Genomic DNA, 23,501 nt, shown 5'->3' with positions numbered 1-23,501 from the left:
CCCCGCGCCGGAATGGGCCCCGGAAGAGGCGGGCGTCGCGTCGACCACCGGCACGGCGGCGAGGGCGCCGGGGCACCGACCCTTCCCGCCGCCCCAGCGGCACATCGACGCGATCGTCGCCGCCGCGCTTGCCGAGGACGCGCCGTCGGGCGACCTCACCGTCCAGGCGCTCATCGATCCGGACGCCCGGGCGACGGCTGCGATTGCGGCACGCGAACCGGGCATCCTCTGCGGGACGTCCGCCATCGAGGCCGCGATGCGGCTCACCGATCCGCGGATCACCGTGACCTTCATGGTGGCGGACGGTGCACGCTTCGAGGCCGGTGACGTCGTCGCCCGCCTGTCCGGGCCGGCCGCCGGCATCCTCACCGCCGAACGGACCGCGCTCAACATCGCTCAACGTCTCAGTGGCATCGCGACCATGACGCGCGCCTTCGTGGAGGCGGCGGCGGGGACGGGCGCCCGCATCGTCGACACCCGGAAGACGACGCCGGGGCTGCGGCTCCTGGAGCGGTGGGCCGTGCGCTGCGGCGGCGGATCCAACCATCGGTCCAGCCTCTCGGAGGCGGTGATGGTGAAGGACAACCACCTCGCCCTGCTCGCGGCACAGGGACCCGAGGCCCTGACCGCGGCCCTGCTCGCAGCCCGTGCGCGGCTGCCCCACACGGTGCACCTCGAGGTGGAGGTGGACCGGCTCGACCAGATCGAGCCGGTGCTCGCGGCAGAGGTGGACTCCATCATGCTCGACAACTTCGGCCTCGCCGACCTGGCGGCCGGTGTCCGGCTCGTCGCCGGCCGGGCGCTCGTCGAGGCGAGTGGGAACGTGCGCCTGGACACCGTGGCGGCGATCGCCGCCACGGGCGTCGACATCATCTCCGCCGGCGCCCTGACGCACAGCGTCCGTGCGCTGGACCTCGGTCTGGATTTCACGGTGGACGGCGGTACCGCCGACGGTGCACCTGCGCCTGCCGGCGGTACCGGCCGTGCCGGGGACGACCGGCAGGCGGGGGTCACGTCATGATCTACCTCGATGCAGCGGCGACGGCGCCGGCTCGCCGGGAGGTCCTCGAGGAGATGTGGCCGCTGCTGACGACGACCTTCGGCAACCCCTCGAGCCACCACACGTACGGGGAGGCTGCCGCGGCAGCCTTCTCCTCCGCCCGCGCCCGGCTCGCCGCGGTGCTCGGCTGCAGGCCGTCGGAGATCGTCATCACCTCGGGCGGCACCGAGGCGAACAACCTGGCCCTGAAGGGCATCGCGCTCGCCTCCCCGCGCGGCCGCCACATCGTCACGAGCGCGATCGAGCACGCGGCCGTGGCGGAGGTGCTCCGCTACCTGCAGGACGCGCACGGCTTCCGCATCACCGAGCTCCCGGTGTCCGCGACCGGTCTCGTGGCCGCCGCGGATCTCGAGGCGGCACTCCAGGCGGACACGACGCTCTGCACCGTGATGTACGCGAACAACGAGATGGGCACGGTGCAGGACGTCGTCGCGCTCGCGGAGGTCTGCAGGAACAGGAACATCCCCTTCCACACGGACGCCGTGCAGGCCGCCGGCTGGCTCCCGGTGGACGTCGGCCGCCTCGGCGTCACGGCCATGAGCCTCTCGGGCCACAAGCTCGGCACCCCGAAGGGGGTAGGGCTGCTCTACCTCCGGGCGGGCACACGCTGCGAGCCCGTGCTGCACGGGGGCGGGCAGGAACGTGGTCGGCGCTCCGGGACGGAGAACGTGGCCGGCGCCGTCGGGCTCGCGAGAGCACTGGAACTCGCGCAGCTGGCCCTGCCCGGCGCGGGCGACGCGTCATCCGCTGCGCGCGACGCCTTCATCGCCCGGATCCTGGCCGGTGTCCCGGGCGCGATCCTCACGGGCGACCCCGGGATGCGATTGCCCAACCTCGCCTCCTTCTGCTTCCCGGGGGTGAGCGGAGAGGCCGTCCTGCTGGAGATCGAGCGCCGGGGAGTCGTCTGCTCGAGCGGATCAGCGTGTGCCGCGGGCTCGTCCGACCCGTCGACCGTCCTGCTGGCGCTCGGGCTCGACGCAGGGACGGCTCTCAGCGCCGTGCGCCTGTCCTGGGTGCAGGGCACGGCCCGCTCGGACCTCGAGGAAGCAGCCACGGCGGTCGTGGCGTCGGTCCACGCCGTCCTGGCCCTCGGCGCGGCACGGCCGGCTCCGGATCTCGCCCCCGCCTAGACTGACGGCACGAACAGACGCCCTGGGAGGGACGCCATGACCGAAGCAACCATCGGTGACACCGTGCGGCGGAGGACGCGCGCCGTCGCTGCCGCGGCGCTGCTGGGCGCCCTGCTCACCGGCTGCACCGCCACCGGGGAGGGCGACACCGGCCCCGCTCCGTCGTCGTCCGCTGCTACGCCGGATGCACCGGGGGAACCGACGGTGGCTCCGCTCCGGGAGGCGCGCGCGGGATGGAAGGTCTTCACCGATCCGTCGAGGCTCGTGAGTTTCGAACTGCCGCAGGACTGGGTGGTCCAGCCGCTGGATCCCACGCCGGGCACCTATGCCGCCGACTCCCTGCACTACGCCGTCAGGACCCCCGAGGGGACCATCGCGGCGGAGTTCCACTCCGGCATCATCACCCCCGAGGCGCCCTGCCCCGACGCGGAGCGTACGCCCTACGCCGTGATCGGCAGCGAGCCACTCGCGCTGACGGACCAGCCGGCCGCGTCGACCGCCATCGAACCGCGGTTCGTCGTCCGGCTGATCACCGGTTTCCGTTTCTTCGGGGCCTACGGCGTGACCGACGAGGTCGGCGGCGCGGACGGTCTCGCCTGCTCGCTGGCCAACACCGTCCAGGGCAACGAGGCCCTTGGACGCTTCAGCTTCGGCGACCTCGAGGTGCTCGCTCCCAAGGCCCCGGCGAACACGGGCCCGCAGACCGTCTCCTTCGGCACCATCGGCGAGGCCGAGGAGTACTACGCCGAACCCGGATTCGCGACCATCCGCGAGATGATCCTGTCGGTCAAGGTCGCGGAGCCCCCGGCCGCGTGAGCTCATGGCCCTCCCGGCTCGATCAGCCGACGGCGCGCAACGCTCCGTAGTCCACCCCGGTGAGTTCTACGCTGCGATTCCACAGGCGCACGGCGATGTCACGGTCGAGGACCCGCGGTACGGGTGCGACGAGCCGGGGAGCACCCCTGGTCTCGCCGGGACCGGAGGGACCGTAGTAGTCGCCGCCCTTCACCTCGGGAGCGGTCGCGGCATACAGCGTGGGAAGGGCGCCCGCGGCGTCGGACTGGCTCATGAACCGGAAGGCACCGGCGAGCAGGTCGAGGACGGCCGGGTTCCGCATCCCGGCGGTCAGGTTGGTGTCGGCGAGCCCCGGGTGCGCGGCCACGGAGGCGAGGTCCCAGCCGGCAGCACGTGCCCTCCGGTCGAGTTCGACCATGAAATAGAGGTTGGCGATCTTGCTCTGTCCGTAGGCGCCCCACCGCCGGTACCGGTGTTCCGACTGCAGGTCACCGAAGTCGATCCGTCCGCGCTTGTGGGCGAGGCTCGAGAGGGTGACGACGCGTGGTGACACTGACGCGTGCAGGTTCTGCAGGAGCAACCCGGTCAACGCGAAGTGTCCCAGGTGGTTCGTGCCGAACTGCAGTTCGAAGCCGTCCGCCGTGGTCGACTTCGGCGTCGCCATCACGCCCGCGTTGTTCACGAGCAGATCGACCGGACCGTCGGTCCCGGCGGCGAACGCACGCACCGAGGCGAGGTCGGCGAGATCGAGCACGCGCATCTCGACGCGCTCGCTGCCGGTGAGTGCACGGACCTTCTGCTCGGCCTCACGTCCACGCTGCTCGCTCCGGCAGGCGAGCACCACGTGCGCTCCCTTCCGCGCGAGGCCGACGGCGGTCTGCAGGCCGAGCCCGCTGTTCGCTCCGGTGATGACCGCGCGCCGGCCCGTCAGGTCACCGATGGCATCGGCGGTGAAGTCGCTCATGATGTTCCTCTCCTGCGGCGTGTCTGCCGTCCGGTCGGGCGTCCGGTGTCGACCGGTGCCCCTCCGTCCCAGCATAGAGTTGGAGCCGAACGAATCGCCTACCGGGAGCAACGAACCATGCAGCGTACTGTCTCGGCCGACCTGGGCGCCACGACGATCGCGGGGACCCAGGTGGTGCTGTCCCTCGCCGTCGCTGCTCCTGCCGCGTACGCGTCCGTGGAGGAGGAGCTGACGGTGCTGGTCGACAGCGAACCGGCCGAGGTGCGCGAGTACCAGGAGCGCGACGGCACGCGCCTCCACCTCCTCACGACGCCTCGGGCGTCCTCGCTCGACGTGCGGTACCGCGCGGTCGTCACGGGCCGGGCAGAGCCCGCACCGCATGACGACATCGACCTCGTGCGGTACGTGCGGCCCAGCCGGTACTGCGCATCGGATGTCATCCTGCCGACCGCCTACGCCCAGTTCCCGGATGTCGGGGGAGTGGACCTGGTCCAGGCAGTGCGGGACTGGGTCGGCGCCGAGTTGGCCTACGTCCCGGGATCCTCCCGCTTCACGGACGGCGCCGTGGACACGCTCCTCGCGCGGCGCGGGGTCTGCAGGGACTACGCGCACCTCGTGATCGCCCTCCTGCGGGCGCGTGACATTCCCGCACGGCTGGCGTCCGTCTACGCGCCGGGCCTGACGCCCATGGACTTCCACGCCGTCGTCGAGGCCTGGGTGGGCGGCTCGTGGCTCCTGCTCGACGCGACGGGCCTGGCGCCGCGGGCGTCGATGCTGCGCATCGCGACGGGACGGGACGCCACGGACACCGCGTTCCTCTCGACCGTCGGAGGCTCGCTCCAGCTCTCCCGGCTCCAGGTCACCGCGACCGTCGACGAACTGCCCGTCGAGCGGAGCGGCGAACGCCTTACCGTTCGGTGAGCCCTGCGGCGGAGGCCGGCCGGGTGGCTGATCAGCAGCCCGGTCCGCTCACGGGCAGGTCAGTCGTCGAGGTGCGCGTTGATGCGGTCCGTCAGCGCCTTCAGCTGGTCCATCTCCGCCGGGCTGAGCATCGGCGCGAGGACCTCCTGGATGCGGTGCACGTGTGTGGAGCCGATCTGGCGCTGCAGTGCACGGCCCTCATCCGTCAGGGCCAGTTCGACGCCTCGATGATCAGCCACGGCAGGTCGCTTCTGCAGCAGCTTCCTCGCCTCCAGGCGGTCGACCATGCGGCTCAGGCTCGGTTGGCTGATGAGCAGGTGCTGGTTCAGCTCGTTGAGGCGCGTCCAGCCGGTGGGGCAGCGGCTCAGGTTGAACAGGACGTCGTACTCACCGATGGGCAGTTCCCTGAACACCGGATCCTGGCGGATCCTACGCATGACGCCGACCTGGGCCCGGAACAGCGACTCCCAGGTCTCCGACGACTGCCGGACCGAAGCGCCCGAGGTCACCGGCGCCGGCCCGCTCTCGCCACCCGTCGGCATCTCCACCCGTTCCGTCATCGCCCGCTCCCCATCCTGCGCCGTTCCGACGGCAACTAGATACATATGCATCTAGTATAGGCGCCGTCCGGCATCCGGTCTCCCGGTCAGGCGGGAACGCTCGCGGCTCGCCGGAGGGCGCGCTCCTCGCGCCGCCCCTCGACGAGTCGGTAGAGGACGGGCACGAGCACCAGCGTCAGCGCCGTGGAGGAGACCAGCCCACCGATGACGACGACGGCGAGTGGCTGCGAGATGAAACCGCCCTGCCCGGTGAGGCCGAGCGCCATCGGTGTCAGCGCGAAGATGGTGGCGAGGGCCGTCATCAGGATGGGGCGGAGCCGCTGGCGGGCTCCCTCGCGGATCGCGTCGGCGACGCGGAGCCCGGGGGAGCCGTTGCGCGGGAGCCGGTACTGGTTGATGAGGTCGATCAGGACGATCGCGTTGGTCACCACGATGCCGACGAGCATGAGCATGCCGATCAGGGACGGGAGCCCCAGGGGGATCCGGGTGATCAGCAGCAGGGCGATCGCCCCGGTCGCGGCGAAGGGGATCGACACGAGCAGGATCAGGGGCTGGACCAGGCTCTTGAAGGTGGCCACCATGATCACGTAGACGATCGCGACGGCGGCCCACAGTGCAAGGAACAGCTGGTCGAAGGACTCGACCTGCTGGGTGGACGCTCCACCCACCGTCGCCGAGGCGCCGGACGGCAGCTCGATACCCGCGAGGCGCTCGGACACCGTCCCGGAGAGGGTCCCGAGGTCGTCGTCCGACGGTGTGATGGAGATACGGGCGGTGCGCTCCCCGTTGGAACTGGTGACCGACAGCGGCACCTGCACCTCCTCGACGGACGCGACGTCCGTCAACGGGACGGCGCCCTGCGCGGTCGGGACCTGGAGCGTCCGCAGCTGCTCGAGGCTGGTGATCGCGGTCCCCTCCCCGATCAGCACCGGGAAGTCGTCCGCACCGAAGCGGACGGTCCCGGCCGGGACGGGACTGATGCTGCCGCCGAGGAGACCGGCGATCTGGCCCTCCGTCAGGCCTGCTTCGACGGCGGCGGCCCGGTCGACGTCCACCTGGACCTGGGGCTGCGTTGCAGACAGGTTGCTGCTCACCTCGCCGGCGCCGTCGAGCCCCTGCATGCCGTCCAGCACGGCGGTGTTGGCCGCCTCGAGGTCCTCGCTGACCGGAGCCGTGATGTCGATGTCGATGGTGCTCGACGTCCCGAAACCGCCCTGCTGGCTGGAGAGCGAGAAGCTCCCGGCGTCCTGCAGGCCCTCGAGTTCCTCGCGCACCGCTTCCTGCAGGGCTTCCTGATCGGCGTCCTCGTCCGTGATGACGGTGAAGGTCGCCACCGATGCACCGCCGGAGAACTGTGCCGCGAAGGAGCCTTCGGCATTCCCGACCGTGAGCTGTACATCCCTGATCCCGGCGGTGTCGGCGAGGGCTTCCTCGGTGCGGCCGGCTGCCTCGGTGGTGGTGGCGAGACTGGAGCCGGGAGCGAGCGTCTGCGTGATGGAGAAGCTGTTCTGGCCCGAGCCGCCCAGGAGGTTGGTGGGGAGGAACGGGACCATCGCCGCGGTCGCCCCGAGGACGATCAGCCCGCTGACGAGGGTGATGACCGGGTGACGCTGGGTCCCCGTCAGGATGGGCAGGTAGGCCCGCTGCAGGAGGGACGGACGGTCGCGCTGCGGAGTCGTAGCGACCGTCTCGACCCTGTCGACCCTGTCGACCGGATCGACGGTGTCGGCCTCGTTGACGGCGACATGGCGGGCGCCACGGCGGTCCGGATCAGGGGCGCTGGTGCGGACCGCACCGTCCGCGGGGCTCAGCGCAGGCAGGGTCCCGGTCGGGGTGGTCGTTCGGTCGTCGGCGGTTGATGCCGCAGGCGCGGCGACCGACGATACCGGCTCCTCCGGTCCGGCCGTCGTGCTGCGTGCCGTACCGGACGACGCCGTCCTCCTCGGCAGGAACCAGTAGGCCAGGACGGGGATGATCGTCAGGGACACGGCGAGCGATGCGAGGAGCGCGATCCCCGTGGTGACGGCGAAGGGCCGGAAGAGCTCGCCGGCGAGGCCGCCGACGAAGCCGATCGGGGCGAAGACCGCGACCGTGGTGAGGGTCGAGGCGGTGATCGCCCCGGCGACCTCGCGGACGGCGGTCAGGATGGCGTCGCGCTTCTCCTCGCCGTAGCCGAGATGCCGCTTGATGTTCTCGATGACGACGATCGAGTCGTCGACCACCCGACCGATGGCGATGGTGAGCGCCCCGAGCGTGAGCAGGTTCAGCGAGTATCCGGCTGCGTACAGCCCGATGAAGGTCACGAGCAGCGACAGGGGGATGGAGATGGCCGTCACCAGCGTGGAGCGCACGGACAGCAGGAACACGAGGATGATCAGCACCGCGAAACCGAGGCCCAGGAGGCCCTCGGTCGTGAGATCGTCGATGCTGCGTTCGATGAAGGGCGCCTGGTCGAAGACCACCGTGATGTCGGCCGCGTTGCCGAGTTCCGCTTCCAGCTCGGGGACCAGCGCGACGATCTGGTGCGAGATCTCCACGGTGTCGCCGTCCGGCACCTTCGTCACGGTGAGGGCGAGCGTCTCCACCCCGTTGGTGCGGGTGACGGACGTGGCCGCGTCATCGGCGAGGTCGACGTCGGCCACCTCGCCGATCGTCACCGCGGGACCCGGGGCGGCGGCCGGCGTCGATGGCGCGGCCGGTTGCTGCGCCGGGGCGCCGGATGGTGCGTCCGTTCCGGTGTCCGGCCCGCCCGGGGCAGCGGGTTGCTCCGAGCCCCCGGGAAGGCCGGAGCCACCCGGCGCAGCCGACGAACCGGTCGGACCGGAGGAGGCGGCGGGCTCCGACGAGCCCGCGGGCAGGACGGGCAACGCCCTCAGGTCCTCGAGCGAACCGATCTGGCTGCCGGCCTGGATGGTCAGCGAGCGCTGATCCTCGTCGAGGGTGCCGACCGGGAACAGGGCGCCGTTGTCCTCGAGCGTGGCGGCGAGGTCGCCGACGGTCAGGCCCGCCGCCTCGAGGGCACCGTCACGGGGGAGGAGGGCGACGTGCTGGCTGGTCCCCCCCGAGATGTCCGCCGTGCGGACGCCGTCGATCTTCTGCAGCCGAGGAACCGTGAGCCGCTCGAGGTCGCCGTTGAGTTCGCTCAGGGACTGGTCGGACGAGACGGCCATGAACACGATGGGCAGGTCGCTGATGCTCCCGGCCAGCGCCTGTGGCTCCACGTCCTCGGGGAGCAGGGGACGCACGGTGGAGATGGCGCGGTCCACCTGGGCCCTCGCCCGATCGAGGTCCGTCCCGTAGACGAAGACGAGGCTGACGGTGGAGACCCCGGAGCGGGACGTGCTCGCCGACGATTCCAGGCCCTCGACACCACTCAGCGCCGCTTCGAGCGGCTCGCTCACCTGCTGGTCGAGGTACTCCGGCGAGGCGCCGGGGACCGTCGAGAGGACGGTGATCTGCGGGAACTCGAGCGACGGGATGAGCTCCTGCCGGAGCGAGCCGAGGGTGATGACGCCGAAGACGGACGCGAGGATGGTGATGAGCGCGATGAGCGCACGGTTGCCGAGGGAGAGATGGGCGAGACGGAACACGGAACCTGCCTTCGGGTGCTGACGGCCGCCCGGCTGGCTGGCTCCGCCGTGGTTAGACGAGCTTGAGGGCCCTGTCGGTGAGCGTCTGGATCTCGGCGGCGAGCGACGGATTCTCGTTCAGTTTGACGCCGTAGCCCGGCAGCATCTCCTTGAGCTTCGGCTCCCAGTCGGACATCTTGACCGGGAAGCACCGCTTGAGGAGTTCCACCATGATCGGCGCGGCGGTGGAGGCTCCGGGCGAGGCCCCGAGCAGTGCACCGATGGAGCCGTCAGAGGAGGTGATGACCTCGGTGCCGAACTGCAGCACGCCGCCCTTCTTCGGAGCCTTCTTGATGACCTGTACACGCTGTCCGGCGGAGATGAGTTCCCAGTCGCCGCCGTCGGCCGACGGGAGGAAGTCGTTGAGCGCCTCGTTCTTCGCGTCACGGTTCTTGAGGACCTCGGTCACGAGGTACTTCGTGAGCGACATGTTGTCCTTGGCCACGGCCAGCATGGGCACGAGGTTCGACGGACGGATGGACGTCGGGAGGTCGAGATAGGAACCCCGCTTGAGGAACTTGGTGGAGAACCCGGCGTAGGGACCGAAGAGCAGGGAGCGCTCGCCCTTGACATACCGCGTGTCGAGATGGGGGACCGACATGGGCGGGGCCCCGACGGACGCCTGGCCGTACACCTTCGCGTTGTGCTGGTCCACCAGCGTCGGGTCGGTGCAGCGCAGGAACTGGCCGGACACGGGGAATCCGGCGAATCCGCGCCCCTCGGGGATGCCGGTCCGCTGCAGGAGGTGGAGGGACCCGCCACCCGCACCGATGAACACGAATTTGGAGGTGACGGTGGTCGCCTCGCCCGTCGCCCGGTTCTTGACCTTCACGTCCCACCGGCCGTCGGATGCCCGCGCGACGTCGAGCACGTCGAAGCCGTAGTGGAGCCCCACACCCGTGCCCTCGAGGTAGGCGTTGAGCTGACGGGTCAGGGAGCCGAAATCGACGTCCGTGCCTCCGGCGACACGGGAGGCTGCGACCGGCTGGGAAGGATTGCGGCCCTTCATGATGAGCGGGGTCCAGCCCGCAATGGTCGCGTGGTCCTCGCTGAACTCCATGGTGTCGAACAGGGGCTGCGGGCTCAGGGCCTCGTACCGCTTCCGGAGGTACTCGGCGTTGGCCTGGCCCCAGACGAAACTCATGTGGGGGACCGCATTGACGAAGCTGCGGGGATCTCCGATGTGCCCCTCGGTGACCATGTGGGACCAGAACTGGCGGGACGTCTGGAACTGCTCGTTGATGGCGATGGCCTTCGCCGGGTCCACCGACCCGTCCTTACCGGCCGGCGAGTAGTTGAGCTCGCACAGCGCGGAGTGGCCTGTGCCGGCGTTGTTCCACGGGTCGGAACTCTCCAGTCCGGCGACGTCGAGCCTCTCGAAGAGCGAGACGTCCCAGTCGGGCTGGAGCTGGCGGAGGAACGCGCCGAGCGTGGCGCTCATGATGCCGCCACCGATCAGGACGACGTCTGTGGTCTTGGCGGGCGTGCCCTGATTCATGGTGGTCAACGTGGTCTCCAGTCGCGAGGTCGTAGCAGGGAAAGCCTAGCGTCTGGCAGTGACCTTATCTAAATCCGGCGGGGCCCCGGCAGGGGTACCCGCAGCAGCCGCGGCGACGCCGCGCGCTGTCACTCCGACGGCTCGGGCCGGGGCTCGACATCGGCGAGGTCGATCCGGTTGAACACCTCGTTCATCACCGGGCTGACGGGGTAGCTGCTCACGCGGGGACTCATGGCGAGAGCGGAGATCGGGAAGGCGAGCGGGACGGCCGGGATGCGGGTGGAGATCTGGGCGCTGATGTCCGCGTACGCCTCGGACCTGTCCTCGCCCTCGGGCAGACCGCGGGCGCGGTTGATCTTGCTGAACAGCTGGGGGTCCTCGTACCCGAACTCCTCGGTGTAGGAGCCGAACAGGGCACCCACGAAGTTGTCCGGGTCCTCGTAGCTGCCGCTCCACCCCAGGAGATGGAACGCCCGGTCACCCGTTTGCTGCACCGCTTCGATGTAGCCCTCGCTCCAGTCGATCGGCACGGGCTTGATGGTGAAGCCGGCCTCGGTCAGCTGGCGGCTCAGCTCCGCGTAGGCCTTCTCGGGGGAGGGGAGGTACGCCCTGGAGACGTTGCGCGGGTAGTAGAAGGGCAGGGGGCGGCCGTCGTAGCCCGACCGGTCGAGGAGGTCCTTGGCGAGGTCGACGTCGTAGCCGTAGTCCTCGACCCCCTCCCCGCTCACCCCGAGCTTCTCCGGGACGAACTGCCGCGCCGACTTGGTGCCGCTGAGGAACCGGCCGTCGATGAGGGCGTCCTTGTCGATCGCGTGGGCCACGGCCTGCCGGAACAGGACGTCGTCGACACCCGGGAAGCCCTGGTTGAGGCCGAGGTACAGCACCGAGTAGGGGTCGCGCTGGAGGAACTGCTGACCGTTGCGGGCGAGGTCGACGGCGCTGTCCACGGACACGAAGTCGTAGCCGTCGATCCGGCCGGCGGTCAGGGCGCGGGCACGGGAGTCGGGGTTGGAGATGGTGGTGAAGAGGACGCGGTCCACCTCGCCACGCTCGCCCCAGTAGTCCTCGAAGGACACCAGGTCCACCTCGCCCGGCTCCCAGGAGACGAACCGGAAGGGCCCGGTGCCCACGGGTGCGCGTCCGTACCGGGAGATCAGCGAGCCGTCGACGGGCTCCGTCAGGTCGTCGGCGGACCCTGCGTCGAGCGCGGCCGGTGAGGAGATGGCGAAGGCCGGGGCGGCCAGAGCGGCGATCAGTCCCGTGATCCGGCTGGTGAGCTGCAGATCCACGGTCGACGGCGTCGTCGCGGTGCAGCCCTTGTAGAGGCTGATCTCGGGCTGGTCCGAGTAGCCCTTGAACACGTGCTCGAAGGGCAGCCGCCCGGCACCGGTCCGGGCCGAGGCGGGGAGGGTGTACCAGCGGTCGAAGTTGGCACAGACAGCTGCGGCGTCCAGGGGGCGGCCGTCATGGAAGACGACGTCGTCCCGGAGCGTGAACTCGTAGGAGCGCCCGCTGTCCTGCTCCTCCCACGACTCCGCCAGCAGCTCCGTCGGTTCGGACGTGAGGGGATCGATGCCCACGAGGCCCTGGAGGATCTGCCGGGTGACGCGGTAGGACTCGGTGTCGTTGGCGAGGGCCGGATCGAGGGTCCGAGGATCGGCGGCGCTCCCGAAGGTGAAGGTGGAGGCATCGACGGCCGCAGCGCTCGTGGCGGGAACGGGCTCGGGCGGTACGACCTCGCCGGACGTGCAGGCCACGAGCGACGCGACGGAGGCGACGACGACGGCGCCGCGCAGGATGCGGATCACCGGTGCGCGGCTGGCCCGCGGCTGGCGGGGGCACGCGGCGGCGTTGTTCACGAGCAGGCTCTCCGGAAGGCAGGGGTGACCCGGTCCTGGGGACGCGGCGGTCGGGAGCCCTCAGTCTAGGTGATGCTCCTGTCCGCGCCGTGCAGGGGAACGGGGAGGCCGGATTCCGCCGCTTCCCGTCGGGCTGCCCCGCCGCAGTGAAGAACGGACCCCCTCACCGGAAGTGAGGAGGTCCGTCCGTTGTCCCTGGAACACGTTAGAGGTTTGCACCAGGGAGGCAGTGCGCGTCCTTAGCCGGCGGCGGGGGGCGTGAGGACGGCGTCGATGAGGTAGACGACGGCGTTGGCGGTCTGGACGCCGCCGCAGATGACGTTGGCGTCGTTGACCTTCAGTTCCTGGCCGGATCCGGTGATCTCGAGGTCGGCGCCCTGGACGGTGGTCTGGGTGGTGCCTTCGAGCTCGGTGGGCTGGATCTTGCCGGGGACGACGTGGTAGGTGAGGATGCTGGTGAGGCCCTCGGTGTCGGTCTTGAGGCCTTCGACGGTCTCGGCGGGGAGGGCTGCGAAGGCGTCGTCGACGGGTGCGAAGACGGTGAATTCGTCGCCGTTAAGGGTGTCGACGAGGTTGACGTCGGGGTTGATGCCGCCGGAGACGGCTGCGGTGAGCTGGGTGAGGATGGGGTTGGCGCCTGCGGCGTTGGCGACGGGGAGCAGGGACATGCCTTCGACGGAGCCGTCGCCGGAGGGGACCTGCTCGGCGTAGCCGGCGCAGCCGGGGCCGACGAGGTTCGCGGCGGGGTCCATCATGGCGTCGGCCGAGGCGGAGGGGGCCATGCTGGCCTCTGCCGACGGCGACTCGCTCTCCATGGGGGCTTCGCTGGCCATGGTGGCCTCGCTGCTCGGAGCGGACTCCGACGCTGCGTCGTCGCCGCCGCCACAGGCTGCGAGACCGAACATCGAGACTGCTGCGATCCCGAGGATCGAGAGGTTCCTGCGCTTGGTGATTCCCATGAGAATTTCCTCCATAGATATGACCCGGCGGGTGCCTGCGGTCTGGGGTATTGGGTGAAACACATCGTGTCGATGTCTCGGAGGTACTTCGGGCGCCCTCGGAGGGTGGATGGGTGGGATCACCAAAGAAAATCTCGGCGGGCCTGATCCGCCCGCTGGTTGTTACCTGCCCGTGACCTGCGGCGATGTCGCAGCACGCGTGGGGCGCACGCCCGACCGTGGTCCGGACAGGGTCGCGGCGGCCGCCCTGGGCGGGATGACGGGGTGGTGCAGGAGGTACGGATGGGACTGGGGGCGGCGGCCGCCGGAGTGTCACCGGCGTGCGGTCTCCAGCGCGCTTCACCCCGCGGTCACGACCGTGCGGAAAAGAGGCCGGCGTAGACCACGAAGGCCCCCGACGGAGTCCTCCGTCAGGGGCCTTCACCGTGCGCAAGAGGGGACTTGAACCCCTACGTCCGAAGACACTGGAACCTAAATCCAGCGCGTCTGCCAATTCCGCCACTCGCGCGCCGACGTCCCCGCGCGGGGGCTTCGTCGTCGCCCTACTCTACCGGGCCGGATCCGGACGCGGACCGGCGGCGGCGGCGGGTGCTACTGGTCGATGCCGAGGTCACGACGCAGCTTCGCGACGTGACCCGTGGCGCGCACGTTGTACTGGGCCAGCGCGACGTCGCCGGCCTCGTCGACGACGACGGTGGACCGGATGAGGCCCTCGTAGGTCTTGCCGTAGTTCTTCTTCTCGCCCCAGGCGCCGTAGGCCTCGGCGACGCCGTGGTCCTCGTCGGAGAGGAGGGGGAACGTCAGGGCTTCCTTCTCGACGAAGGAGGCGAGCTTGCCGACGGGGTCCGGTGAGATGCCGAGGACGGAGTAGCCGGCTGCGTCGAGGGAGGCGAGGTTGTCGCGGAAGTCGCACGCTTCGGTGGTACAGCCCGGGGTCGCCGCCGCGGGGTAGAAGTAGACGACGACCTTCCGCCCCCGCAGGGAGGACAGCGTGACGCTGGTGCCCGCGGCGTCGCTGAGCGTGAAGTCGGGGGCACTATCACCGGTGGCGAGTCGTTGCGACATGCATACTCCTGAGGATCGGTCGGGTGGCCGGGCGGATCCCTGCGGGAGCAGGCCCTGTTCGGCCGGCCGGCGATGGTTCACTAGCCAGCCTAGCTATCATAGGTGGAAGATCCGACGCCGACGGCGGCTGCCGGTTGCGCAAGCGAGAGGAAGTGCACTGTTCTATGCCCGATCTGGAGCAATGGCCCACCGGTCGACTGCTGACGACGGCGGCGCGTCTCGTCGAGCACGCATGGAACGAGCGTCTCGTGGACATCGGGGTGACGCACGCGGGTGTGATCGCGCTCGGTGTCCTGGCCGATCAGGGGGCCATGACGCAGGCGAGCCTGGCGCAGATCGTCCGGGTGCAGGCGCAGACCATGGGGAAGACCCTGTCCAGGCTCGAGTCGCGGGGACACGTCACCCGTGTCCGGAACGATCTCGACCGCCGATCGCACCTCGTCTCCATCTCTCCCGCAGGCAGGCAGGTCCTGGATGCCGCGGACGACATCGAACGCACCCTCGTGGCGGGGGGCGGGCTGGTCTCGGACGAGCTGAGGGCCCACCTGCAGGTCGTCATCCGGGAGCTGGGCGCTCCGCGGTGGAACTGGGCGGCCACGGCCGCTCCCGCAGGCGCATCCATCGGGACACCGGACGCCACCGATCCGGCCGCTACGGTCCACAGCTGACCTGCGCCTGAGCGGCTGAGAGCTCCGCACCCCCTGCTCACCCACCCCCTGCCGGTCCGGCAGGGGGTTTTTCGTGCGCCAGGAGCCCGCGTTGCGACGCCGACGGTATACCTGACAGAAGCAGGCAAGGAAAGACCTCCGAGGAAAAGGATCGAGGAGGAGAAGGTGGTTGCGTACTAAGCAGGCTGATGTTTTGTTGGGGACGTACGTGTCCACCGCCCGACGGAGATCAGCATGCAGAGTACCGCCACGTCCAGGCCGACCGATGGAGGCCCCCTGCGCCCGCCCGCAGGGACGCGCGACGTCGGCGTCCGGCCGGGCGGCTGCAGCGCCACGGAACAACCCCTCAAAGCGGCTCTGCAGGACGACATCGCGCTGCGGCACATGGATCTCGCGGAATCCGTGGCCCGCTCCTTCGCGGTGACGGGCCCCGAGGCCTCCGATATCCGGCAGGTCGCCTACCTCGGCCTGATCAAGGCCGTGCAGCGCTTCAATCCGGGGCGCGGCGTCCCGTTCGCCTCCTTCGCCATCCCCACGATCGCGGGTGAGATCAAGCGCTACCTCCGTGATTCCTGCTGGGTCATCCGGCCTCCGCGGGAGGTCCAGGACCTCCGCACGGAGATCGCGCGGACGGCGCCCGCCATGGCGCAGCGGCTGGGCCGCGAGGCGACGGCACGCGAACTCGGGGTCGAGCTCGGCTGGCCGGAGCACAAGGTCCTCGAGGCGCAGGCCTCCCACTCCAGCCTCCGCCCCGATTCCCTCGACGCTCCGTTCGAGGGCCGGAGCTGGGCTGACACGCTCGCCACCGACTCCAACGGCATGGACCGCAGCGATGACATGATCTCCCTGCGTGGAGCCGTCAACGAGCTCGACGGCAGCGAGAAGGAGATGCTCTACCGGCGCTATTTCATGGAGCAGACGCAGCAGGTCATCGGCGACGAACTGGGGATGTCGCAGATGCAGGTCTCCCGGATGCTCGCCCGTATCCTCGTGAAGCTGCAGAAGCGCCTGCTGGGTGCACCTGCCCCCGAGCACGCGCGCGGTGTGCGGACGAATATCGCCTGAGTCCGCAGCATCGTCCGCCGGTCTGCAACCGACTCCCCGGGCGGCCGCCCGGATCCCGGGCCGTCCGGCTAGGAGATGCCGTGCGCCGCTGCCGCCGCCAGGACCTGGTCGGCGGTCACCGCCATCAGAGCGGGGTCGGGTGTGGGCGAGAACGTCTCCCCGACGCGCAGCGACTCGTCGGTCAGGACCGTGTGCGGACCGGGGGGTGGTCCCCACTCCGAGGCCGGCGCCGGCCCGAAGAGCACCACGGAAGGCCTCGCGTACGCCGAGGCGAGATGCGCGGCACCGGTGTCCGCCGAGATGACGAGGGATGCGCCCGCGACGAGGCGGGCGAACCTGTCGAGGGGGAGGTTCCCGGCCGCGACCGTGTCCTCGGGCAGTCCCGCGGCGTCGGCCACGGCGAGTGCCCGGGGCCGCTCCTTCCCGCTGCCGGTGAAGACCACCCGGTGGCCCGACGCCGCCAGGGCGCGGGCCACCGCCGCGAACCGTTCGACGGGCCACAGGCGGCTTCCGTACGCCGCACCCACGTGGACGACCACGGCGTCGGGCGCGGGGCTGTCGCCGTCGGGCACGCGCAGCCTGCAGTCCAGGGGGTCGGCGGGTACGCCGTGCCAGCTGACGAGGCGCGCCCACCGCTCCCGCTCCAGCACGCCGTCCTCCCACTCCGGACCCTCCCAGCCGGGTGAGCGGTGACCCATGCGGCGCTGCGCACCGATCTCCTCCAGGCGCGCGCGGCTCTCCTCGCCGTTGCCGTGCAGGTTGACCGCGAGGTCGATCCGCCCGTACTCGATGGGCAGCGGATCGTCCAGCCCGTGGGTGGGCAGGAGGTCGTCGATCGCATCCGTCAGTCCGACGACGGGCCGGAGCCACTCCTGGGCCGCGTAGAGGATGCGGTGCTCGGGGAAGGCCCGCCGGAGGCCCTTGAGGGCGGGCACGGCGACCAGGAGGTCGCCCAGCTTCAGCGCACGCAGCGCGAGGATCTCCGGCCGGCCGTCCGGCGCCGGCGTCGAAGGGGACGCAGCCCCTGGACGTACGTGGGGGATCGGCTGCTGCGCGCCGGCGGTGCTGGAGCCCTCGGAAGTCATGCGGATCATCCTGCCAGAGGAAGCGGACAGGCCCGGCCGGACCCGTCGCCGCCGCAGCCCCACGGGCAGCGGCGGAGGTACCACCCGGTGGAGCAGCGGCAGACGGAAGGAGAAGCAGGAGGAGGAGAAGAAGTTCGGCGAGAAGTGTTTAGTCCTGCTGCTTCCCGGGAACTAAGCCTGTATGCATACTTCGGCCGAGCGACCACGGACCGCCCCCAGCGCCGTCCTGTTCGACCGCGACGGGACGATCGTCGTGGACGTCCCCTACAACGGTGATCCGTCCCTGGTCCGGCCCATGGCCGGCGCCAAGGAGGTCCTCGACGGCCTGCGCTCGCGCGGCATCCCCGTCGGCGTCGTCACGAACCAGTCGGGCATAGCCCGAGGCCTCGTCACACGCGGGCAGGTCGACGCCGTCAACGCCCGCGTCGAGGAACTGCTCGGACCATTCGACGTCTGGGAGGTCTGTCCACACGGCAGCGGGGACGGCTGTGCCTGCCGCAAGCCCGAGCCCGGCATGGTGCTCTCGGCGACCGCGCGCCTCGGGCTCGAGCCCGGCGAGGTGGCCCTGATCGGTGACATCGGGGCGGACATGGGTGCGGCAGCCGCTGCGGGAGCCCGCGGGGTCCTGGTGCCGACGGACATCACGCTGCAGGACGAGGTCCGTGACGCCCCCGCGGTGGCCGGGACGCTCGCCGGAGCCGTGGACCTCCTCTGGGCGGGCACCACATGAGGCGCACGGTGCTGGTGGCACGCCTGGACAGCGCCGGGGACGTGCTGCTCGCCGGCCCCGCCGTCCGGGCCATCGCTGCCGGTGACCACGGGGACTCGCCCAACGACGTCGTCATGCTCTGCGGACCGCAGGGGGCGGCGGCGGCACGCCTGCTGCCGGGTGTCGTCGACGTCGTCGTCTGGCGTGCGCCGTGGATCATCGATCCCGCACCCGAGCCCACGCCGGAGCTCGTGCAGGACCTGCACGACGCCGTGGTGGCGGCGGACGTGGACGAGGCCGTGATCCTCACCTCGTTCCACCAGTCGCCGCTGCCGCTCGCCCTGCTGCTTCGCCTCGCAGGGGTTCGGAGGATCGCCGGTGCATCCGTCGACTACGCCGGCTCCCTGCTCGATGTACGGCTGAAGCCGGGCGAGGACTTCCCGGAGGACCAGCCGGAGGCCGAGCGTGCGCTCGGCATCGCCGAGGCGGCGGGGTACGCACTGCCCCCGGGCGACGACGGCCGCCTCCGGGTCACCCACCTCGCCGACGCCGCCGAGCTCGTCGGGCGGGGGCCGTACGTGGTCGTCCATCCCGGCGCGTCCGTGCCCGCCCGGGCCTGGCCGCCGCTGCACCACGCGGCCGCCGTCGAACTCCTGACGGCCGCCGGTTTCCGGGTGGTCGTCACCGGCGGCCCCGACGAGACAGAGCTCACCTCGACGGTCGCAGGACCGGAGGCCCTGGACCTCGGCGGCCGGACCGACCTGCCGGTCCTCGGTGCGGTCCTCGCCGGAGCGACCGTAGTGATCACGGGGAACACCGGCCCGGCCCACCTGGCAGCAGCAGTGGGCACGCCCGTCGTCTGCCTGTTCTCACCCGTGGTCCCGGCGGTCCGGTGGGCGCCCTACCGGGTGCCGGTGGAACTGCTGGGCGACCAGGACGCGGCCTGCGCGCTCAGCCGCGCCCGCATCTGCCCCGTCCAGGGACACCCGTGCCTGTCCGACGTCTCGCCGGAGGACGTGGTGGACGCTGTCCTGCGTCTCGGGTCCGGAATATCGTCACTCGGCTCGCGCCGCAGCATCGGCCGCACCGACGGCCGCAAAACGAGGGGAAACCGATGAGGATCCTGGTATGGCATGTCCACGGCGGATGGACCGACGCCTTCGTGCGGGGCGAGCACACCTACGTGCTGCCCACGACGCCCGACGGCGGTCCCTGGGGGCTCGGCCGGGCAGGCCGCGACTGGCCGTCCTCCGTGATCGAGGTGGCTCCCGCCGATCTCGCGGACGCCGGCATCGACGTCGTCGTCCTGCAGCGTCCCGAGGAGATCGCCGAGTGCGAGCGCTTCCTCGGCAGGACACCGGGACGCGACCTTCCCGCCGTCTTCCTCGAGCACAACACGCCCCGCCGCGACATCGTGGGCACCGTCCACCCCCTCGCCGGGCAGGACGAGATCCCGATCATCCACGTGACGCACTTCAACGAGATCTTCTGGGACAACGGGGGAGCGCCCACCACGGTGATCGAGCACGGCATCGTGGACCCGGGCTACCTCTACACGGGGGAGCTGCAGCAGCTCGCCGCGGTGATCAACGAGCCGGTCCGGCGCGGACGCATCACCGGTACCGACCTGCTGCCCCGTTTCGCGGGCATCGCACCGCTCGAGGTGTTCGGCATGGGCACCGACGGGCTCGGCGACTCCCTCGACCTCGGGCCCGGCGAACTGCGGATCGGCGGCGACCTGCCGACGGCCGAGCTGCACGCGCGGCTCGGGCGCTCCAGGGCCTACGTGCACCCCCTGCGCTGGACCTCGCTCGGTCTCTCGCTCCTCGAGGCCATGCACGTGGGCCTCCCGGTCCTGGCCCTGGCGACGACGGAGGCGGCACGCGCGGTGCCGCCGGGGGCCGGGGCCGTCTCCACGCGCGTCGACGACCTCGTCCGCGTGGCAGCCGAACTCATCGACGACCCCGACGAGGCCCGCGCACGCGGACTCGTGGCACGGGACGCGGCTCTGGAACGCTACGGGCTCGCCCGGTTCCTGGCCGATTGGGACGACGTCCTGGGACAGGAGCCCACCCGGCACCGCGTCCTGGCGGTTACAGAAAGGAGAGCGCAGTGAGGATATCGATGGTGTCTGAGCATGCAAGTCCACTCGCGGCACTGGGGGGCGTCGATGCCGGCGGACAGAACGTCCACGTCGCCGAGCTGTCCCTGGCACTCGCCCGGCGCGGTCACGATGTCACCGTGTACACGCGCCGCGACGACCCCGCCCTCCCGGACCGGGTCCGGACCGACGCGCGGCTGGAGGTCGTCCACATCGACGCCGGTCCCGCCCGCCACGTCCCCAAGGACATGCTGCTGCCCTTCATGGGCGAACTCGCCGACGGGATCGTCCGGGACTGGGGACAGGAGCCGGCGGACATCGTCCACGGCCACTTCTGGATGTCCGGGCTCGCCGCGCTCGATGCCGCCCGCCAATCGCGCAGCGTGGGCCGGGACGTCCAGGTCCTCCAGACCTTCCACGCCCTCGGCACCGTCAAGCGGCGGCACCAGGGCGTCGAGGACACCAGCCCGTCCGAGCGGCTCATGCTCGAGGCCATGGTGGGGCGCAGCGCCGACCGCGTGGTGGCCACCTGCTCGGACGAGGTGTTCGAGCTCAAGGCCATGGGCGTGCCCGCGAACCGCGTCTCGATCGCGCCCTGCGGCGTGGATCTCGACCTCTTCGGTCCCCACGGACCGGTGGAGGAGCGGGAGCGGCCGCACCGGATCGTCAGCGTGGGCCGCCTCGTGCCGCGGAAGGGCATGGACCTCGTGATCCGGGCGCTCCGTGAACTCGCCGACACCGGACGCGACGACGTCGAACTCCTGATCGTCGGCGGGGGCGGCAACACGTCCGTCCTCGAGGACGATCCGGAGGCGCAGCGGCTCGTCGCGCTCGCCACGGAGCTCGGCGTCGCCGACCGCGTGGTGCTCCGCGGCCAGGTCTCCCGCGCCGAGATGCCCGCCCTCCTCCGCAGCGCCGACGCCGTCGTCTGCGCCCCGTGGTACGAGCCGTTCGGGATCGTCCCCCTCGAGGCCATGGCGTGCGGGGTCCCTGTCGTCGCGGCCGCCGTCGGCGGGCTCGTGGACACCGTGGTGGATGGCAAGACCGGCCTGCATGTCCCGCCCCAGGATCCAGCGGCGATCGCTGTCGCCGTCGCCGAGGTGCTGGCCGATCCCACCTGGGCGCGGGAACTCGGGGACAACGGCCACCGGCGCGTCCGGGCACGCTACTCCTGGAGCCGCATCGCGGCCGACACGGAGAAGGCCTACCAGCTGGCGCTCGGGGCGGCAGTCCCCGCAGCACCGGCAACAGCGCGGCGGAGCGCCGCGCGTCGACTCGAGAGCACAGGAGGCAGGGCACTGTGACCACGCACCTTTCCGACATCTCCACCGTTCGTGCGGCACCGGCCGCCCCGGCCCGGGAGGGGGTAGCCCTCGCCCCGGCGCACCGGGACCAGGAGCGTCGTCCGCAGGACGCCGTCCAGCAGGACGCGCGCCGGATCGTCATGGAGCACCTCCGCGCCGTCAGCCCGGCGGTCGAGTCCCTCGCGCAGAACGCGGGGACCCTCGCCGGGTGGGGCATCGAGATGGCGACCCGGCTCATCGCGGGCCAGCGGCTCCTCGCCGCCGGCAACGGTGGCTCCGCCGCCGAGGCCCAGCACCTCACCGCGGAGCTGGTGGGCCGGTTCGACGGGGAACGTGAGCCCTTCTCGGCCATCTCCCTGCACGCCGAGAGCTCCGCGGTCACCGCGATCGCCAACGACTACGGCTTCGACCAGCTGTTCGCACGCCAGGTGCGCGCCCACGGCCGTCGCGGCGACATCCTGGTGCTGCTCAGCACCAGCGGCAAGAGCCCGAACCTCCTCGGCGCCGTCACCGCAGCCCGCGAGGCGGGCATCACCACGTGGGCGCTCACGGGAGCGGGGCCCAACCCGCTGACCGAGTGCGTGGACGACTTCATCGCCGTCGAGGCGCAGTCCGCCAACGCGCAGGAGGGCCATCTGATCGCGCTGCACGCCATCTGCCGCGCCTTCGACGCGGAGGTCCGCCGCCGTCGCCAGGAGGAGCAGCGATGAGGATCGTGGTGGTCGGCGACGTGCTGCTCGACACGGACCTGTCCGGCGGAGCGGGCCGCCTGTCACCCGACGCTCCGGTGCCGGTCGTCGACGTCGACGCGGTCCGGCGCCGCGCCGGTGGTGCCGGGCTCGTGGCGCGCATGCTGCAGGACGACGGCCACGAGGCCGTCCTGGTGACGGTCCTCGGGGATGATGCCGCCGCCGGCCTGCTGCGCGCGGAGCTTGAGGGCATCACCGTGATCGCCGGTCCCTCGGGGGCGCCCACGCCGGTGAAGACCCGCGTGCGGGCCTCGGGCCAGCCGGTGGTGCGCTTCGACGAGGGCTGCGCCACGCCGCCCGTCCCCGGGTGCACCGCCGACATGCTCGCGGCCCTGGCGGACGCGGATGCCATCATCGCGGCCGACTACGGCCGCGGGCTGCTCGCCGACGAGGAGCTCCGCGGCCGCCTGGAGGCCCTGACGGCCTCCACGCCGGTGGTGTGGGATCCGCATCCCGCAGGTGCCCGTCCGGTCCCGGGCGTCGCCGCGGTCACGCCGAACCTCGGGGAGGCACTGCGCTTCGCCGGCGTGGCGGGTACCGGCACCACGGGGGCGGCATCGGCCGCCGAAGCCCTGCTCGCGGACTGGGGGAGCCGCGCCGTCATCGTGACGATGGGCGAGCACGGTGCCCTCGTCGCGGCGTCGGGGCTCCTGCCCCAGGTTGTCCCCGCGCCGCGCGTCACCGCCACCGATCCGTGCGGTGCCGGCGACCGTTTCGCGTCGGCGCTCGCCCTCGGCCTCGCCGCGGGGATGACGACCGACTCCGCTGCCCAGCAGGCGGCAGAAGCTGCCGCGCACTTCCTCGCCGCCGGCGGTGTCGGTGCGATGGGAGGGCCACGGGAGGACGCGCCCCGGCAGCTGCCCGTGGACGGTCTGGACGCCCTGACCGTCGCACAGCGCACGCGGGATGCGGGGGGCACGGTGGTCGCGACCGGCGGATGCTTCGACCTCCTCCACGCCGGCCACGCCCGGACGCTCGCGGCTGCCCGCCGGCTCGGCGACTGCCTGATCGTGTGCCTGAACTCCGACGAGTCGGTCCGCGGACTGAAAGGCGAGCACCGGCCCATCATCAAACAGGAGGACCGCGCCGAACTGCTGTCCGCCCTCGAATGCGTCGATGCCGTGCTCGTGTTCGGCGAATCGACGCCGGAGAACGCCATCTCCCGCCTGCAGCCCGACATCTGGGTCAAGGGCGGCGACTACGCGGCCGAGGACCTCCCGGAGGCCGCCCTCGTGAGCAGCTGGGGTGGACGGACGGTCACCGTCCCCTACATCCCGGCCCGCTCCACCACGAAACTTGCAGCCGCGCTCGCACGCGTGGGCTGACGAGCTGCACATCCGCACGCGATCCGATCCGATGGGCCGCGTGCACGCGACGAAA

At 71.3% G+C, this 23,501-nt stretch carries 21 protein-coding genes and 1 tRNA gene; 13 read left to right on the top strand and 9 right to left on the bottom strand.

Translation table 11 applies throughout. The annotated features are described in order from the left end of the window. Positions 1-103 precede the first annotated feature (103 nt). From nadC to NVV32_RS10025, 3 genes are read left to right on the top strand one after another with little or no spacing between them, the layout of a single operon-like run. Positions 104-1,021, top strand: a complete 918-nt coding sequence (gene nadC, locus NVV32_RS10035; protein WP_422392032.1) for a carboxylating nicotinate-nucleotide diphosphorylase — start codon at positions 104-106, stop codon at positions 1,019-1,021. Further along, entirely contained in the window at positions 1,018-2,190 is a 1,173-nt protein-coding gene (locus NVV32_RS10030) for a cysteine desulfurase family protein (RefSeq protein WP_422390048.1), read from the top strand. The genes nadC and NVV32_RS10030 overlap by 4 nt, the downstream gene beginning before the upstream one ends. Before the next feature lie 36 nt (positions 2,191-2,226). Continuing rightward, positions 2,227-3,006, top strand: coding sequence for a hypothetical protein (locus NVV32_RS10025; RefSeq protein WP_422390047.1), 780 nt, complete (start codon positions 2,227-2,229; stop codon positions 3,004-3,006). Between the two features lie 22 nt (positions 3,007-3,028). On the opposite strand, the gene NVV32_RS10020 is transcribed toward NVV32_RS10025, so the two are convergent. Next, positions 3,029-3,949, bottom strand: a complete 921-nt coding sequence (locus NVV32_RS10020) for an oxidoreductase (RefSeq protein ID WP_422390046.1) — start codon at positions 3,947-3,949, stop codon at positions 3,029-3,031. A gap of 117 nt (positions 3,950-4,066) precedes the next feature. Between NVV32_RS10020 and NVV32_RS10015 the strand changes: the two genes are divergently transcribed. Then, positions 4,067-4,870 carry a transglutaminase-like domain-containing protein gene (locus tag NVV32_RS10015; protein WP_055772869.1) on the top strand — a complete coding sequence of 268 codons (804 nt, stop codon included), beginning with the start codon at positions 4,067-4,069 and terminating at the stop codon, positions 4,868-4,870. 59 nt (positions 4,871-4,929) lie between these two features. Here NVV32_RS10015 and NVV32_RS10010 read toward each other — a convergent pair whose 3' ends face one another. The 7 genes from NVV32_RS10010 to bcp form a co-directional block, all read right to left on the bottom strand. After that, positions 4,930-5,430: a MarR family winged helix-turn-helix transcriptional regulator gene (locus NVV32_RS10010; protein WP_235499019.1), complete on the bottom strand. Its 501-nt coding sequence runs from the start codon at positions 5,428-5,430 to the stop codon at positions 4,930-4,932. An 86-nt stretch (positions 5,431-5,516) separates the two neighbouring features. Further along, positions 5,517-9,020: an efflux RND transporter permease subunit gene (locus NVV32_RS10005; RefSeq protein ID WP_055772866.1), complete on the bottom strand. Its 3,504-nt coding sequence runs from the start codon at positions 9,018-9,020 to the stop codon at positions 5,517-5,519. 52 nt (positions 9,021-9,072) lie between these two features. Then, complete coding sequence (locus tag NVV32_RS10000; RefSeq protein ID WP_422392031.1) at positions 9,073-10,557, bottom strand: malate:quinone oxidoreductase; 1,485 nt, start codon at positions 10,555-10,557, stop codon at positions 9,073-9,075. Between the two features lie 128 nt (positions 10,558-10,685). Continuing rightward, positions 10,686-12,416 carry an ABC transporter substrate-binding protein gene (locus NVV32_RS09995; protein WP_235499018.1) on the bottom strand — a complete coding sequence of 577 codons (1,731 nt, stop codon included), beginning with the start codon at positions 12,414-12,416 and terminating at the stop codon, positions 10,686-10,688. A gap of 239 nt (positions 12,417-12,655) precedes the next feature. Beyond that, entirely contained in the window at positions 12,656-13,375 is a 720-nt protein-coding gene (locus tag NVV32_RS09990; RefSeq protein WP_422390045.1) for a fasciclin domain-containing protein, read from the bottom strand. A 426-nt stretch (positions 13,376-13,801) separates the two neighbouring features. Beyond that, positions 13,802-13,883 (bottom strand) — tRNA-Leu (locus NVV32_RS09985). An 83-nt stretch (positions 13,884-13,966) separates the two neighbouring features. Then, positions 13,967-14,440 (bottom strand): thioredoxin-dependent thiol peroxidase, encoded by a 474-nt coding sequence (gene bcp / locus NVV32_RS09980; RefSeq protein WP_055770462.1) that lies wholly within the window; start codon positions 14,438-14,440, stop codon positions 13,967-13,969. 164 nt (positions 14,441-14,604) lie between these two features. On the opposite strand from bcp, the gene NVV32_RS09975 reads away from it, so the two are divergent. Next, complete coding sequence (locus tag NVV32_RS09975; RefSeq protein WP_082471440.1) at positions 14,605-15,108, top strand: MarR family winged helix-turn-helix transcriptional regulator; 504 nt, start codon at positions 14,605-14,607, stop codon at positions 15,106-15,108. Between the two features lie 234 nt (positions 15,109-15,342). Continuing rightward, complete coding sequence (locus NVV32_RS09970) at positions 15,343-16,173, top strand: sigma-70 family RNA polymerase sigma factor (protein ID WP_422390044.1); 831 nt, start codon at positions 15,343-15,345, stop codon at positions 16,171-16,173. Positions 16,174-16,241: 68 nt separating this feature from the next. Here the strand turns inward: NVV32_RS09970 and NVV32_RS09965 are convergent, their stop codons facing one another. Then, on the bottom strand, positions 16,242-17,258 hold the full coding sequence (locus tag NVV32_RS09965) for a glycosyltransferase family 9 protein (protein WP_082471441.1): 1,017 nt from the start codon (positions 17,256-17,258) through the stop codon (positions 16,242-16,244). Between NVV32_RS09965 and NVV32_RS09960 the strand changes: the two genes are divergently transcribed. From NVV32_RS09960 to NVV32_RS09930, 7 genes are all read left to right on the top strand, one after another. Continuing rightward, positions 17,257-17,433, top strand: a complete 177-nt coding sequence (locus tag NVV32_RS09960; protein ID WP_422390043.1) for a hypothetical protein — start codon at positions 17,257-17,259, stop codon at positions 17,431-17,433. The genes NVV32_RS09965 and NVV32_RS09960 overlap by 2 nt on opposite strands. Positions 17,434-17,439: 6 nt before the next feature. After that, entirely contained in the window at positions 17,440-17,988 is a 549-nt protein-coding gene (locus NVV32_RS09955) for a D-glycero-alpha-D-manno-heptose-1,7-bisphosphate 7-phosphatase (protein WP_422390042.1), read from the top strand. Further along, the gene (locus NVV32_RS09950) at positions 17,985-19,085 is read left to right on the top strand and encodes a glycosyltransferase family 9 protein (protein ID WP_422390041.1); all 1,101 of its coding nucleotides are present in this window, start codon (positions 17,985-17,987) and stop codon (positions 19,083-19,085) included. The genes NVV32_RS09955 and NVV32_RS09950 overlap by 4 nt, the downstream gene beginning before the upstream one ends. Further along, positions 19,082-20,083, top strand: a complete 1,002-nt coding sequence (locus NVV32_RS09945; RefSeq protein WP_422390040.1) for a glycosyltransferase — start codon at positions 19,082-19,084, stop codon at positions 20,081-20,083. Before NVV32_RS09950 ends, NVV32_RS09945 begins: the two co-directional genes overlap by 4 nt. Continuing rightward, on the top strand, positions 20,080-21,372 hold the full coding sequence (locus NVV32_RS09940) for a glycosyltransferase (protein WP_055770476.1): 1,293 nt from the start codon (positions 20,080-20,082) through the stop codon (positions 21,370-21,372). The genes NVV32_RS09945 and NVV32_RS09940 overlap by 4 nt, the downstream gene beginning before the upstream one ends. A gap of 140 nt (positions 21,373-21,512) precedes the next feature. Next, entirely contained in the window at positions 21,513-22,082 is a 570-nt protein-coding gene (locus NVV32_RS09935) for a D-sedoheptulose-7-phosphate isomerase (protein WP_055770859.1), read from the top strand. Continuing rightward, the gene (locus tag NVV32_RS09930) at positions 22,079-23,446 is read left to right on the top strand and encodes a PfkB family carbohydrate kinase (protein WP_055770479.1); all 1,368 of its coding nucleotides are present in this window, start codon (positions 22,079-22,081) and stop codon (positions 23,444-23,446) included. The genes NVV32_RS09935 and NVV32_RS09930 overlap by 4 nt, the downstream gene beginning before the upstream one ends. The last annotated feature ends 55 nt before the right edge of the window (positions 23,447-23,501 follow it).

Source organism: Arthrobacter sp. N1 (genome assembly GCF_048288285.1).
In the GTDB taxonomy this organism is placed as follows: Bacteria; Actinomycetota; Actinomycetes; order Actinomycetales; family Micrococcaceae; genus Arthrobacter_D.
The sequence above is the reverse complement of the archived record's forward strand: the minus strand, read 5'-3'. Positions and strand labels throughout refer to the sequence as shown.